Annotated in this window: 13 protein-coding genes, 3 tRNA genes and 1 pseudogene; 12 read left to right on the forward strand and 5 right to left on the reverse strand. The window is 51.3% G+C overall.

Annotation, left to right across the window (positions count from 1 at the left end):
* Positions 1–3: 3 nt before the first annotated feature.
* Together EUZ85_RS14170 and EUZ85_RS14175 are read left to right on the forward strand one after the other, a co-directional pair.
* Entirely contained in the window at positions 4–1,683 is a 1,680-nt protein-coding gene (locus tag EUZ85_RS14170) for a bifunctional diguanylate cyclase/phosphodiesterase (protein ID WP_127969908.1), read from the forward strand.
* A 136-nt stretch (positions 1,684–1,819) separates the two neighbouring features.
* Positions 1,820–3,892 carry a TonB-dependent siderophore receptor gene (locus EUZ85_RS14175; protein WP_127969909.1) on the forward strand — a complete coding sequence of 691 codons (2,073 nt, stop codon included), beginning with the start codon at positions 1,820–1,822 and terminating at the stop codon, positions 3,890–3,892.
* An 11-nt stretch (positions 3,893–3,903) separates the two neighbouring features.
* Here EUZ85_RS14175 and EUZ85_RS14180 read toward each other — a convergent pair whose 3' ends face one another.
* From EUZ85_RS14180 to EUZ85_RS14195, 4 genes are read right to left on the reverse strand one after another with little or no spacing between them, the layout of a single operon-like run.
* Entirely contained in the window at positions 3,904–4,659 is a 756-nt protein-coding gene (locus EUZ85_RS14180) for an SDR family oxidoreductase (protein WP_127969910.1), read from the reverse strand.
* A 55-nt stretch (positions 4,660–4,714) separates the two neighbouring features.
* A complete protein-coding gene (locus tag EUZ85_RS14185) occupies positions 4,715–5,506 on the reverse strand; it encodes a citrate/2-methylcitrate synthase (RefSeq protein WP_127969911.1) in 792 nt (263 codons plus the stop codon).
* Positions 5,503–6,333 carry a citryl-CoA lyase gene (locus EUZ85_RS14190; protein ID WP_127969912.1) on the reverse strand — a complete coding sequence of 277 codons (831 nt, stop codon included), beginning with the start codon at positions 6,331–6,333 and terminating at the stop codon, positions 5,503–5,505. Before EUZ85_RS14190 ends, EUZ85_RS14185 begins: the two co-directional genes overlap by 4 nt.
* On the reverse strand, positions 6,293–8,047 hold the full coding sequence (locus tag EUZ85_RS14195; RefSeq protein ID WP_127969913.1) for a thiamine pyrophosphate-binding protein: 1,755 nt from the start codon (positions 8,045–8,047) through the stop codon (positions 6,293–6,295). Before EUZ85_RS14195 ends, EUZ85_RS14190 begins: the two co-directional genes overlap by 41 nt.
* A gap of 424 nt (positions 8,048–8,471) precedes the next feature.
* On the opposite strand from EUZ85_RS14195, the gene EUZ85_RS14200 reads away from it, so the two are divergent.
* The 9 genes from EUZ85_RS14200 (at position 8,472) to EUZ85_RS14240 (ending at position 12,111) form a co-directional block, all read left to right on the forward strand.
* Positions 8,472–8,547 (forward strand) — tRNA-Gly (locus EUZ85_RS14200).
* A gap of 56 nt (positions 8,548–8,603) precedes the next feature.
* Positions 8,604–8,677: transfer RNA gene (locus EUZ85_RS14205), tRNA-Cys, on the forward strand.
* A 26-nt stretch (positions 8,678–8,703) separates the two neighbouring features.
* Positions 8,704–8,791 (forward strand) — tRNA-Leu (locus EUZ85_RS14210).
* Positions 8,792–9,183: 392 nt separating this feature from the next.
* Positions 9,184–9,711 carry a tyrosine-type recombinase/integrase gene (locus EUZ85_RS31355; RefSeq protein WP_206618057.1) on the forward strand — a complete coding sequence of 176 codons (528 nt, stop codon included), beginning with the start codon at positions 9,184–9,186 and terminating at the stop codon, positions 9,709–9,711.
* Between the two features lie 240 nt (positions 9,712–9,951).
* Positions 9,952–10,242: a hypothetical protein gene (locus EUZ85_RS14220; protein WP_127969914.1), complete on the forward strand. Its 291-nt coding sequence runs from the start codon at positions 9,952–9,954 to the stop codon at positions 10,240–10,242.
* A gap of 75 nt (positions 10,243–10,317) precedes the next feature.
* Positions 10,318–10,605, forward strand: coding sequence for a hypothetical protein (locus tag EUZ85_RS14225; protein WP_127969915.1), 288 nt, complete (start codon positions 10,318–10,320; stop codon positions 10,603–10,605).
* Positions 10,606–10,701: 96 nt separating this feature from the next.
* A complete protein-coding gene (locus tag EUZ85_RS14230; RefSeq protein ID WP_127969916.1) occupies positions 10,702–10,980 on the forward strand; it encodes a hypothetical protein in 279 nt (92 codons plus the stop codon).
* A 60-nt stretch (positions 10,981–11,040) separates the two neighbouring features.
* Complete coding sequence (locus EUZ85_RS14235) at positions 11,041–11,280, forward strand: hypothetical protein (protein WP_127969917.1); 240 nt, start codon at positions 11,041–11,043, stop codon at positions 11,278–11,280.
* A 96-nt stretch (positions 11,281–11,376) separates the two neighbouring features.
* On the forward strand, positions 11,377–12,111 hold the full coding sequence (locus tag EUZ85_RS14240; protein ID WP_127969918.1) for an SMI1/KNR4 family protein: 735 nt from the start codon (positions 11,377–11,379) through the stop codon (positions 12,109–12,111).
* A gap of 93 nt (positions 12,112–12,204) precedes the next feature.
* On the opposite strand, the pseudogene EUZ85_RS31640 reads toward EUZ85_RS14240, so the two are convergent.
* Positions 12,205–13,010: pseudogene (locus EUZ85_RS31640) on the reverse strand (IS3 family transposase); the annotation flags it as partial.
* 438 nt (positions 13,011–13,448) lie between these two features.
* Between EUZ85_RS31640 and EUZ85_RS14255 the strand changes: the two are divergent.
* Positions 13,449–13,916 (forward strand): DUF2846 domain-containing protein, encoded by a 468-nt coding sequence (locus EUZ85_RS14255; RefSeq protein ID WP_127969921.1) that lies wholly within the window; start codon positions 13,449–13,451, stop codon positions 13,914–13,916.
* The last annotated feature ends 76 nt before the right edge of the window (positions 13,917–13,992 follow it).

The following is a 13,992-nucleotide window of genomic DNA, read 5'->3' on the forward strand; positions in this document are numbered from 1 at the left end:
ACTATGCGACAGGGTTTGCGCCTTCTGGTGGTGGATGACTCGGAAGACGACGCCATCCTGTTGATCAGGGAATTGCGCAAAGGCGGCATGCTGCCCAACTATACCCGCGTGGACAATGAGCACGACATGCGCAAGATGCTCGGCGCTCAACAGTGGGACATCATCATCACCGATCACAATATGCCTGGTTTTTCCTCCGAAGAAGCCCTGGCGGTCGTGCGAGAGGCGGAGCTGGATGTACCTGTGATCATCGTTTCCGGCACCATTGGCGAAGACGTCGCAGTACGGGCGATGAAAGCCGGGGCTCATGACTACATCATGAAGGATAATCTGGCGCGCTTGCTGCCGGCGATCCAGCGGGAGCTGAAAGAGGCCACGGTTCGCGACGCCCGCAAACGCGCGGAGCGTACGCTGCATCATATGGCGTACCACGACAGCCTGACTGATCTGGTAAACCGCCGTGAATTTGAGCGTCGCCTGAAAAGCGCCCTCAACAGCAGCAAGGAGCGTGGTTTGACCCACATGCTGCTGTATCTGGATCTGGATCAGTTCAAAATCATCAACGATACCTGCGGACATGTCGCTGGCGACGAGCTGCTCAAGCAATTGGCCATACTGCTGTCCAAACATATTCGCGAAAGCGATACGCTGGCCCGCTTGGGCGGCGATGAATTCGGAATACTTTTGGAGAGCTGTGCGGAACGTCGCGCCATTCAGCTGGCGCAGGAGCTGAACAGCGAAGTGAGAAACTTCCGCTTCGTCTGGCAACAGAAGCCGTTCACCATCAGTTTGAGTATCGGCGTCGTCGCCGTCACCAGTGAGTACGGCTCCGGCGCGGAGATTCTCAGTCACGCCGACATCGCTTGTTACGCCGCCAAAGACAAAGGTCGCAATACGATTCAGGTTTATCAGAGCGATGACGTGGAAATGAAACGTCGTCGTACGGAGATGCAGTGGATCAGCCGTATCCGCATCGCATTGGAGGAAAACCGGTTTTTCCTGCACCAGCAACCTATGGAGCGACTCGGACCGGATCGCGGCGCGGGATTGCATACCGAGTTCCTGTTGCGTTTGCGGGAGGGCGACGAAGTGATACCGCCAGGCGCCTTTATTCCCGCCGCCGAACGCTACAGTTTGATGCCGCTGATTGATCGCAGGGTCATCGAGCTTGTTTTCCAATACCTCGCCGAAAGCGGCAAAGGGATGGCGGACGACGGCGCTTATTTCATCAATCTGTCAGGCACTTCGTTAAGCGATGACAAGGTGTTTGAAGAAATTCGCAAAAATCTCAGAAAATACAAAATCCGTCCGGAACGGATTTGCTTTGAGATAACGGAGACCGCCGCCATCGCCCACTTGGCGGAAACCGTGGAGTTCATTCGTGAGATCAGGGAAGAGGGGTTCAAGTTCGCGCTGGACGACTTTGGCTGCGGCATGAGTTCCTTCTCCTACTTGAAAACTATCCCGGTGGATTACCTGAAGATCGACGGCAGCTTTGTGCGCAACATGCTGTCCGATCCGATTGACGTGGGGATCGTTGAAGCCTGCAACCGTATTGGCCATGCGGCGGGACTAACGACCATCGCCGAGTTTGTGGAAAACGAGCAGATTAAGGAAAAACTGATCGAAATAGGCGTGGATTATGCGCAGGGCTTCGCTATCAGTAAGCCCAAGCCGTTGTAATTAATAAAATTTCCTCAGCCATCTTTTCGCACAGATCAAATCCTGCTGCTATGCTTAGCTAAGACGCGCCCGGCTGGCTGTATCTTATGTTCGAGGCGTTATTCCGTCCGCAGCAATCTAACGCAATACGATTCATATGATTACAACAACTAGAAGGTTTTGTGCGTTAAGTCTGGCTCTCGCCGCTTCGGCAGGGTACGCCACAGACGATAATCTCTTTGAAGACAGCCTCTGGGCGCTATCCCCCGAAGAACTGGGGCAGATCCGCGTCACCAGCATCGCCTCGGGCACCATCACCCCGCTGGACAAAGCCGCCGCCGTCACCACGGTCATCACCGCGGAAGACATCGCGGCTATGGGGGCGACGGATATCGATGAAGTGTTGGAGACGGTGCCGGGCTTGCATGTCGGTAGGTCTTTTCAGGCCTATTTTCCGATTTATACATTTCGAGGAATATCAGGGTCGGATTACAACCCGCAAGCGCTATTGCTGATTAATGGCTCCCCGCTCACCACGTTGGCGTTCGGCAATCGCTACACCATATGGGGCGGAATGCCGGTCAAGTCCATCAGTCGCATTGAGGTAATCAGAGGCCCAGGCTCCGCCTTGTATGGCGCAGACGCCTTTGCCGGAGTCATTAACGTCATTACAAAGACTGGCAGTGAAATGGAAGGAACGCTGGCGGGAACCCGCGCGGGCAGTTTCGATACCTATTCCGCATGGCTGTTGCATGGCGGGCGCATTGGCGATCTTCAGTTGGGCGTTACCCTGGAGTACATGGATACACGAGGGCAGAAAGAGGAAATCAAAGAGGATTTCATGGCGCTGATTGCGCCAGACGACTCACTGGCTCCCGGGGAGGTGAACCTGGGGCGTCAGCAGGCGGAAGTGCATATGGATATGTCCTACAAGGACGTAACGGTTAGAGTGGGTTACCAGGGACGTTACGGCGTTGAGACGGGCGCCGGAGTCGCGCAGGCACTGGACCCTGAAGGTGAATACGCCAGCGATCGTCTGACCTTGGAGTTTCTGCATACCAATCGGGACTGGTTTGAAAACTGGGAAATCTCTACTCAGCTGACCTATTTCTTCGGCAGACAGAAGCCCACCGAAACCTCTGTAATTTTCCCTTCCACTTTCGTCGGAGCCTTCCCGGACAGAGTATTGGCCGAGCCAGGCTATAAAGAAGAGCACGCAAGAATTCAGTTGTCCTCTATTTTCAGAGGCTGGAAAGACCATCGCATCCGCATGGGCATCGGCTATTTCTGGGGAGATCTCTACGAAACGACGGAAAAGAAAAACTTCCTAAGTGGTCTGGTTCCCAACCCGGGAGGGTTTGAAGACTTTTCAGATAGCGATGAAGTCTGGCTGCCTGAGAAAGACAGAACCAGCTATTTCCTATTCCTGCAGGACGAGTGGCAGTTCACTCAGAACTGGCAGCTGACCTCCGGCGTGAGGTATGACCATTACTCGGACTTTGGCGAAACCATCAATCCCAGAATTGCCTTGGTCTGGGCGACCACGGACACGCTGACCACCAAACTGCTTTACGGACGCGCTTTCCGTGCGCCGTCCTTTGTGGAACTTTACGCGATTTCTAACCCTGTCTCGCTGGGCAATCCAGATCTGGACCCGGAAACGATCAACAGCTATGAGTTCGCCGTCAGCTATCAACCCACCGCCAAACTGCAATACAGCGGAAATCTGTTCTACTACAAGATTGACGACTTCATCGTCTTTGAGGACAGCAAAGCGGCTAACGCCGGCAACCGCAAGGGACGAGGTTGGGAGCTTGAAGCCAGTTACGCTGTTTCCGACGAACTGAAAATGACGGCGAACTACGCCTACCAGCGCGCTACAGATGAAGAAACAGGCAAAGACGTGGGGGATGCGCCGAACTACCAGGCCTATGGGCGTATTGATTACAAGATTGTCCCCAACACGAGCGTATCCACCCAGATTAACTGGATTGGCGAACAGAAGAGGGCGGATGGAGATGGTAGAGATCCTGTCTCTGATTACGCCACGGTGGACTTCACTGTGAGACGCAAGGCACTGGAGGAACGGCTGGAGATGGCGCTTTCCGTCCGCAATGTGTTTGATCGCGAAGCCTACGCGCCCAGCACATCCCGGCCAATGGTGGCGATTCCAGGAGACCTGCCCCTGGAGGGGCGCAGCCTGTATGGAGAGGTCTCCTATCGGTTTTAGGAAAGAAAGGATTATTGGGCGGTATAGCCGCCATCAATAGAAATTGTCTGCCCGTTTAAATAAGACGCGGAATCCGACAGCATCCAACATACCGCTTCTGCGACTTCCTGCTGCGTACCCAGACGTCCCTGCGGGTGCAGAGATTGAGCGAAAGCCATGACCTCGGGATTGCTCAAAGCCTGCTCGTTGCCGGGAGTGGGAATCCAGCCGGGACATATCGCATTGATGCGAATATTGCGCGCGGCGTATTCCAGAGACGCGGCTTTGGTAAGACCAATGATGGCGTGCTTGGAAGCGACATACGCCGCCAATCCCATGCCTGTGCCCACTAGGCCATAAATGGACGACATATTTACAATCGCCCCGGACTTATTGCTTAACAGTGCCGGGATCTGGTGTTTCATGCACAACCAGGCGCCTTTGGTATTGATGCTGAAGACTCTGTCCCATTCCTGCTCGGACAACTCCGTCAAAGGTCCGACCGGCTCCGCCGCTCCCGCATTGTTAAACGCGCCGTCCAACTTACCGAACGTCTCAATAATTTGAGCAAGCGCGTTTTTGATATCGCCTTCCGAAGAAACGTCCGCGGGGATGCTGATGGCCTGTCTCCCGGCTTCAGTGATGTGTCGCACAGTGTCTTCGGACTCTCTCGATCTGCGTGCGATAACCGCTACTTTGGCGCCGTAGTCCGCCAGCTTGATTGCCGTCGTTCTTCCGATACCGGAACTGGCGCCCGTGACCATCACCACTTTTCCATCCAGCTTCATGGAGTAACCCTCTTAAATGTATAAATGAGCCTGTTTGCGTCTAACGGAGTTTGCCTCACCAACTACGCCTCTCCGGCCCGGAGTACTGAATCGACTCGCAGCGCATGGGGAAAACGCTGCCCTCGGGTTTGGCCGCGCCGTCGAGATAGCAGGGAACCATACCGGCGATAAAGCAGGGCGTCAGGTAAAGCTGATACTCTTCCGGCGACATGCCGAAGTCCGCGCCGATGGCCGCAGCCAGGGCGGCGACGTTGATCGTCAGGCGCTTGTTCTTTTTGAGATAGTGGTAGATCTCCAGCGCCAGAGTGAAGTGGGCGCCATCCGCGAAGCCCAGGTCACGGGCCTTTTTAACCAGGTGCAACACGCGTTCATCCAGGCGCGCCAAGGGGCGGCCATAACCGTAGATGACGCGGTATTTTTTCAACGCCGCGTTGATCAGATCCGATAGTTCCTCCCCGGCGTCCAATGCTTTGCGAGTGCGCTGCAGAAAGTCGATGGCGCGGCGGTCCGGTCTTCTTCCGTAAATAGAAGCCTCGGAAATGGACAGTCCGCTCATCAAAGATAGCGACGGCGTACTGCGTACGTTGCCAGCCAGTTCCGCGACATGGTTTGGCCAGATGCTCGGGTCCGGGTAGCTGGTGCATACCCAGATGTAATTCAGCATGCGCATCTGTTCCGGGGTGTAGAACTTGCCGGTGATGGAGTAGAGGTAAAGTGAAAACCAGTCGCGCTCACTTAACTCCTGATGCAGATCTTTACCGCGAAACACGACGCGTTCGCACAAAAACGCTTTGCCCATCGCGGTTTCGTGGGCGGTTTCCTGTTGGCGCAGATGTTTGTTGCTCATAGCCCAAGCTCCTCTGCATTGGGTAATTCGAAGGGGCCGGGGTCATCCGTCAGCTTGATGTGGTCGCCGTAGAACGGAAACATCTTCCAGCCCAGATCCCGTTGTTCAATGGCGTGTGCGGCGGCGCCGGGTAACCGCAACATCAAATACAGCATGACGGCGGCGTGCTCGTTCATCGCCAGATCGTGCAGCGCCGCCGCGGCCACGCCGGACAGTGACAGCGGCGCGTCCGCGATGGCTTCCAGTTCCTGGCGATGTTGCGCCAGCCAGCGCACGGTAATAGCGCAAGGAATTTCCGCCAGCGCTTCCAGCACCTGACGCACCGGTTTTGGACAGCTCTCGCCGTTGGGATCGAAACCGGGTGCGTGCTCCATGGGCCGCCAGATATCTTCCCGCGTATCGCTGACCGGGGAGGGGAGGCGGGCTCGCCATTGCGCCATATCGGTTCCGCATTCCCGCCAAAGCTGCATCAAAATGTAGACTTCATGTCCGCCGCCATACTGGCCCGCGCCGACGGCCAGGGACGCCATCAGCGAAGCGGCGTGCGGACAGCCGCCAACGCCGCCGTTCATCGCCGCGCGCACGCTGGCTTCGCGGGGGCCTGGGTTGGCGAGGGCGATCGCCAGTTTTTCCAATAGCTGCGCCTGATCCGCGTTGGGCTTCTCACCCCTGAACAACAGATACAGGTACTCGAACCAGCTCGCCTTGGTCAGGATGTCGCCGTAGACATCGTAGCCATAGCAAAGGGCGGAGTGTGCGGCGAAGGGGTTGTCGGCTTCAGGTTCTTCAGACCAGACTTTCGTCCGGTATCCGTATTTGCTGCTCATGATTGCCTCCTGTCAGAACTTTGGTGCGTTGGCGCATGGGGGGAACTTGTTCGCTGTCGACGACCACATCAAGAACAAATGGGCCGGGTTTGGAGAAAAGGTTGTCGAGGCCGATTTCATCCAGTTCTTTAAGCCGGGTGATACGCTGCGAGGGTAAGCCGGCCGCTTTGGCCATAGCGGCGAAATCCACTTGCGGCAGACGATTGGCGATATCCTCCGCGCGACCCAGGCGTTGGCCGTGTTTAATCATGCCCAGGTGACTGTCGTTCAGAACGATGAACAGAATGTTCAAATCCAGCTCCCGCGCGACGGTGATCTCCTGACCGCTCATCAGCATGCTGCCGTCGCCGGTGAAACAAATGACAGGCGTATCCGGTTTGGCGAGCGCCATGCCGACTGCGGCTCCGATAGCCCAGCCCATGGTCGCGAATCCCATGCCTATGTGGAACAGTTTAGTTGAATCTGACAAGGGCGGATTGGTGCGCCAATAGTGCACGCCCCACAGGAAACTATTGCCAGTGTCCATCAATACCGGCGTGTTGCGCGGGCAGGCCTGACTCAGCGCCCAGTACAGCGCTTGCGGTTTGACCGGCGCTTCCACGTCGAGGCAGGCTTCCTTGTCTGCATAGATGACGTGTTGAGGAAATCCGTCAGCCCCCGGAGAATACTTCTGTTTACGCGGCGCCGCATGTTTCAGGTATTTGGCGAAGGGCTCTAACAGTAAGCGTGGCGAACCCAGTATCGACAGTCTCGACATCACCGACCGGCTCAGATGATCTGGGTTGCCGGACAGATGTATCAGGCGGTTGGAGAAAATCGCGTTGGGGTCCCAGCCACCGGTCGTGACTTCATCCAGCGCGGAGCCAATGACGATGACGCGCTCTGCATTGTCGGGATGTAAGGCGTCGCGGGCGCTTTCATGTCCGCCGAGGCCGAATACGCCTCTATATAAAGGGTGATATTCCGAAACTAACCCCTTGCCCATAGGCGTGGTGACGATCAACCAGTTGCGTGACTCCGCCAGAGCGAGCAGTGGCTCCATCGCGCCTGCGCAACCTTCTCCGATCACCAACGTGGCTTTCTGCACATAGGCGAGTTCTTTCAGTAATCGATGCACTGATTCGGCGCTGGGAACCACTTCATGATTGATAAAGGCGCGCATATTGAAAATACCCGCCGGATCGGGAGATTTGGCCCGCATGATGTCCAGGGGAACGCTCAAATGCACTGGGCCTGGCTGGTTACTGAGCGCGTAACCGATCGCCATCAGCAGCTTGTGTTCCAACTGGGCGGAATGCGACACCAGTGTGTTGAAGCGGGTGCAACTGTCGAAGATGCTGACAGTGTTGATGCCCGTACAGGAGCCTTCCTGAAACGCGCCCAATCCGAAACGCTCAATAGAAGGCTGCGCGGTTATCACCAGCATGGGAATGCCGTCGGCATAGGCGTTGGCCACGCCTGTCAGCAGGTTGGTGGCGCCAGGGCCTGAAGTGGAAATGCACACCCCAAGTTTGCCTGTCGCTCTTGCATACCCGTCCGCCATGAAGGCCGCTCCGGATTCGTGTCTCGCCAACACCGCCTTTGGTCCGCCCCGGCGCTCGCTGCGGGCGAGGGCGTTATAAAGTGGTTCAATACTGCCTCCTGGCACACCGAATACGTACTTCACTCCCAATCGTTCCAGATAGTGGAGTATCAAATCACCATTCTCGATCATGCTTTGATACCTTTTCGGACATGTATAAATTTTGAGCGCGAATTCTTGGGTAAGATGACCGGAAAAGATAGGGCCTAAATGTAAAGCATTGAAAAACAAGAATTTTATGGACTAGTCCTATCGGACGATTGTTGCTTTTGCTGTGGACGTTGCGACATGAAACAGAAAATAGAATGACTTTTCGGTCTGAGTGATAGGGTGTTACAGCCTGGTTTTTAGATTAACGGGAGGCGATGAATTACCCGTAGATACTGTGAACTGGCGCAAAAAATGGACTATCTGGACAGGAAATATCCATAAATTCACTTTTTCTTATTTTTCTTTAAATACATTGCAGGTTCGGCTTGACAGGTTCGGCTAAAAACGTAAACTAAGCGCCACTCCAGCAGAGAGACGCGAAAAACTCACTGCTCAAGAGTGATATGCGGGAATAGCTCAGTTGGTAGAGCACAACCTTGCCAAGGTTGGGGTCGCGAGTTCGAGTCTCGTTTCCCGCTCCAAGATTTCCGAAACCCCGACAAGCTCGGGGTTTTTAGCTCTAGAAGTCTTGATTATAGGCGCGGTGGCAGAGTGGTCATGCAGCGGACTGCAACTCCGTGTACGCCGGTTCGATTCCGACCCGCGCCTCCATGTTTTCTCCGGCAAAAGCCTCCCTCGCCTGGGTGGCGAAATTGGTAGACGCAAGGGACTTAAAATCCCTCGGTATTTGATACCGTGCCGGTTCGATTCCGGCCCCAGGCACCAATCCCTATTTTTACACATAATACTAAATCATCCCAAACCCTTTAAATTCGCGGCTTTGCGGCGTTTTTCGGTGTTTTCGGAGATTTACTAAATACCCCCCTTACAACCACTTTTTGTCGTAGCACTACGCCAAAATTACGCCAGATTTACGCCAAGGGAGTACGAGGAAGTTTAATGGCAACTTTTCGAAATGGCGCGTTGAGGTCAATGTAAAAGGTCAGCGCGATTCTGCAACTAAAGATACAAAGGCCGAGGCTCAGGAATGGGCCGCCAGACGAGAAATTGAACTGCGGTCTCAGTTCGATGGCAGGAGCCTGACTCATATTGTCAGGGATGTTTTTGAGAGATACGGGCAAGAAGTCAGCCCGTCAAAACGAGGTCAGGACAAGGAGTTGTTGCGGCTTGCCAGTTTCTGCCGCGATCAAATAGCGGATATAAAACTGGCGGATCTTAACGCATCCCATATCGCCGACTGGCGAAACCGTAGACTTAAGCAAGTATCATCCAGCTCAGTTAATAGAGAGCTTAACCTGATGTCTCACGCGTTTGAAATTGCGCGGAGAGAATGGCGCTGGCTTACTGAGTCACCGACGCGTGATGTCACCCGTCCTAAAAATCCTCCGCCGCGAGACCGGAAAATTTCTGACGATGAAATAGAACGCGTTTGTCTGTCGCTTGGCTTTGTTGATGGCGTTACGCCTGAAACTAAAAGCCAGCGGGTGGCGATCGCCTTTTTATTTGCTATCGAGTCGGGAATGCGTGCAGGTGAGATCTGTGGTTTAACCTGGGATGCCGTAAACGGCAACGTTGCTTATCTACCTAAAACCAAAAATGGCACGTCTAGGAATGTTCCTCTTTCATCGCGTGCGTGTGAGCTGCTTTCTTTTCTCCCTGTTGATGGAGAATCTGACTTTCCATGATACCCGCCACGAGGCAATTACTCGCCTCGCTAAAAAGATTGATGTATTAGAGCTTGCGAAAAGGGCGAGAAATAGAAAAAGTGTTAACCCATGCAGGTGCTGAGTCTCTTTATCCTTTGGCAAAAATAAAAGTAAAATCGGCTTCGCAAAAAATGGAAGTTAAAGGTATATGAAAGCGACTGTATCAAAACCTAACAAGCGGCATCAGTCTGACAGCCAGTGCCGGGCGTTAACTGTCATATGAGCTTCAGAGAAAAATTAGAGAAGAAGTGGAAGATTACTATCGCCTTGTTAAGCGAGGCTAGCGTAGTTCTTTGTGAATGTCAGGGTGTTGGCAAATATATCGCCGAGTACGATGAATACCTTGATCACAACGAGCTAGAACTAGCTCTGGACATGCTAGAAGAAGCTGCACTTGAGGCAACGAGTAAGCCACCAAAAGAGATTTGGGTAAAGCTCAAAGAGGCTGCAAAGTCTATGGGCTTAGAGGATCGCTGTGAATTCTACGATCAGCAAATACAAAACAGTTAACAAGGCCAAGCAGCATCGCGCACTACGTGCGCTGGACCTCGCTACGCTCGGCCGCTGTTGGCGGCGTTAATCAGTATGCATAGCCAACAGATACAAAAATTGATTGATGCTGTAAGGAAAGAGTTTGGAGAAATTCATTACTTTGGATCTTCCAAAGAAGAGAGACACGGAGTTGGATTCGCGATTTCCGATGTCAAAGCTACGTTTTCTATCTCTACATTGGGTGGTGATCTAAAGAGCAGTTACGATATTCAAGTAGAAGGTATACCCGCTGGTGAGTATATTTTTACTAATGAAGTTTCACTGGGTGAATTTTTGAATCTCGTGAAGATATTTAGAGGTCCTGAGAGTGAGTGGCTATGAATACACCTAACAAGTCAAACCAGCAAGGGCCCTTCGGGCCGGGACGCGCTTACGCGCCACCTGTTCGAGGCGTTAAGTTAAGTGTCAGGCGTAACGATGAAAATTATTAGACCAAAAACAGAGATCTTGTGGTTAGGAACAGTGGATGATGGAAAGAAGCTACTTATTAATTCCGAAATCGAAGGGGTTTCCTATGACCTGGTTACTGTTACCGCCGATGATGAGGATGAGTCGCTTTGGTTTGAAATTGTAGTGAACGATTACGTGGTGCAGATACCTATGTCAGTTGTACAAAAGGCAATTGAATCTGCATCTGATGAAGTTCATTCGGAATCTTGGTATGAGAAAAATGTATACACAACCAACGACACTTAACAAACGCAAGCAGCCGATTCGCTACGCTCTCGGCTGTTGCTGGCGTTATAGGTAATCGAATTGGATAAAGAAATCAAAAATTTATTAGGAAAACTGTGCGTAGACTTGGGGTTCTGTTTACCGCCTATAGAGCAAGATCGTATCGCATCTCTTGGAGTTTGGAGGGCGGACGAATTTGCGAAGGATGTTATTTCTAGTGAAGGGCTTAATCCAGAGTATGAGAAAAAATGGTTGCGAGAAATTCGAAATCGATTTGTTGCTCATTTTGGTAGTAACGAGTATGAAAGCAAAAATTCATAACCAGGCGTGGTTGTCGCCTTCGGCTGGGACGGCGCAAAAAGCGCGCAGCCCCAACACTTGACGTTATACCTTTACAGCCGGCTAGCAAAATAATATATGAGAGAAGATATCTATCTAGTTGATGATCGCCTGAATTTGGTTACTGAGGATGAAATAGATGCTGCGGAGGATCGGCTTGGTATAAATCTTCCTCAGGGATATAGGAATTTCCTGCTTCAATTTGGAAAAGGGACGCTGTGTGGACTTATTGATATACCCTCTCCTGATAAAATTATTCAGGTTTCGCTGAATTGTCGCTGGGCCAGAGGGCGAAATATTCTGGACGAAGCCGAAATAATTGCGTCTTTCGAGATTGCATCAACAATCGATGCTGATTCGATTATATATTGTCCGGGTAGCGAGCGAGATATATATATTTTACCTCGACACGATGACACCATATACTGGATAGATAAATGCTTTAGTGACCCCACTATCTGGTATTCAGATGTCGGTGTGGTTCGCGAAAAAGAGCCTTTCAAGTATTTCGAATCCTTGGTGGATCGCTCTTGTATAGAAGTCATATTTCCAGATGACCACCTTGCTTCTCAAAAAGTTGTATCTTCAATCAAAGCGACGTTTGAAGAAAGCGGTAGTGTATTGCATCGTGCATACAAAGAATGTCAGTTGATATTTGTGAGAGAACTTTCTGCGATTATTGAGGTTGGTCAAGCTCGTAATTATATCCGTTTTGATTTTAACCCAATGAATGAAAGTAGAATTTTATCACTGATTTCAAGTTTGGAATCTGAGGGTATGTTCAGTGGCTGTAAATTGATTTTTCACATGTAGTCAACGGTATAACAAGTTGCAGCAAGGGCCCCAGTGCAAAGCGTTATGAGTAATTCAATGAAGTGATCCTGCCCAGAAAGATTAGACACGCCATTAAGCGACTTTCGATGCCTCATAACTCTCTGGACTGAGATAGCCATTTGCGCTATGAAGGTGGGTCCGGTTGTAATCCACTTCGATATACTCAAACATGGCTTCACGCATTTCTTGTCGGGTTGCATAATGCTCCCCGTGAATCACTTCCACTTTCCGCTCATGCTGCAGCGAAGCCCATGCGCCTGAATCAACACCTGATAGGCTTCTGAGCAATACTAGGAGCCTCAATCTGAGTGGACGATCACCTTTTTGGGCTGACGTCGCCGCCACAACGCAATGCGTCGCACACCAGTTCCGACTTCATTCGCGAGCTCATGGTCCAACCGATAACCTGACGGCTGAACAGGTCCAGCACAACCGCCAGATACAGCCAACCTTCTTCCGTCCATAAATAGGTGATGTCGCCCGACCACTTCTGGTTAATGTCTGTCGCGTTAAAGTCCTGCTGAAGAAGATTTTCCGCCACGGGCAGACCATGCCTGGAATGAGTAGTGGCTTTAAATTTTCTGACCGCCTTCGCTTGCAAGCCCTGGCGTTGCATGCTCCTGGCCACCGTTTTACGGTTCGCCTGGATTCCCTATTGCGCAAAGCCTATAGTCAGCCGGGGCGCCCCATTACGCTTTTTAGCTTTATCAAAGGCGGCTCCAACCTGGATGTCCAGGGATTGCTGGCGCTGTCGTCGCAGAGAAGGGACTTTCTGCCGATAGGGCCAAACATAGTAGCCGCTTCTTGAAATCTGGAGCCGCTCTCGCCATGCAAGTGATGCGAAAAAGACCTGTGTGAGATTGTATAAAGGCGTACCTCGCTTAACAGGGTGTCTATCATTGGTGGGTAGGATCAAGCCTCAATATAGGCGACTACATTCTTATCGTAAATCGACTCAGTATTGAGATGTGTAAGGTGAATAAGGTATTGAGCTGCCACATTATTGCTGAAGCTCGCAAGGGGGAGTTGGGAAGGCGAAATCCGGCGAGAAGTTGATCTGAGTTTGAGCAACACATCGTTGGTTACGGAGAATCATCTATGCGCATTAACTTTCTTTAATGTATAATGCTGCGGCAGCCAATATCATATTGTTAAAATATGTAATTTTAAACATATATTTAAAAAAACCGTTACATTACGTGTTCGCTTTGTTACGTGTTTGATATGTTTTATTATAGGATTTTATGAGTGATATTTGATTGGCAATCGCATAAATATTTTTACGAATTTAATATGGTTAGTTAGTGAGAGACTCGATGACCAAAAATATAATTTTGATATGTATTCTATCACTCCTGTTTTCTGGGTGTGCTTCTGTCCAGATGGAAAGTGTAGAAAAATCAGATCAGGCCAAAATGTTTAATCTTCCAAAAGGTGACAGTTCTGGTATCTATGTATATAGATCTGGGGTTTTTGGAAGTGCGTTAAAAAAGGATGTTTGGATTGATGGTAAATGTATTGGTGAAACTGCTCCAAATATATTTTTCTATGAGGAGGTGGGATGTAATGAACAGCATACTGTTTCCACTGAGTCTGAGTTCTCAGCTAATGAATTGGTGCTAACGACTGAATGCGGGAAGAACTATTTCTTAAGGCAGTACATCAAGATGGGGGTGTTCGTAGGAGGAGCAGGGATTGAACAGGTTAGTGAAGAAGAAGGTAAAAAAGAAGTTAAAAGCTTAAAACTGGCTGCGAAAGGGAACTGTAGCGCCACAAATCCATAATCATCCCCCTTATTTCTGAACTTTTGGTTTGATTCTATCTCAATCACGGAATCACTAAGACCAGTGACCACTTTTT

The organism is Hahella sp. KA22 (genome assembly GCF_004135205.1).
Taxonomy (GTDB): domain Bacteria; phylum Pseudomonadota; class Gammaproteobacteria; order Pseudomonadales; family Oleiphilaceae; genus Hahella.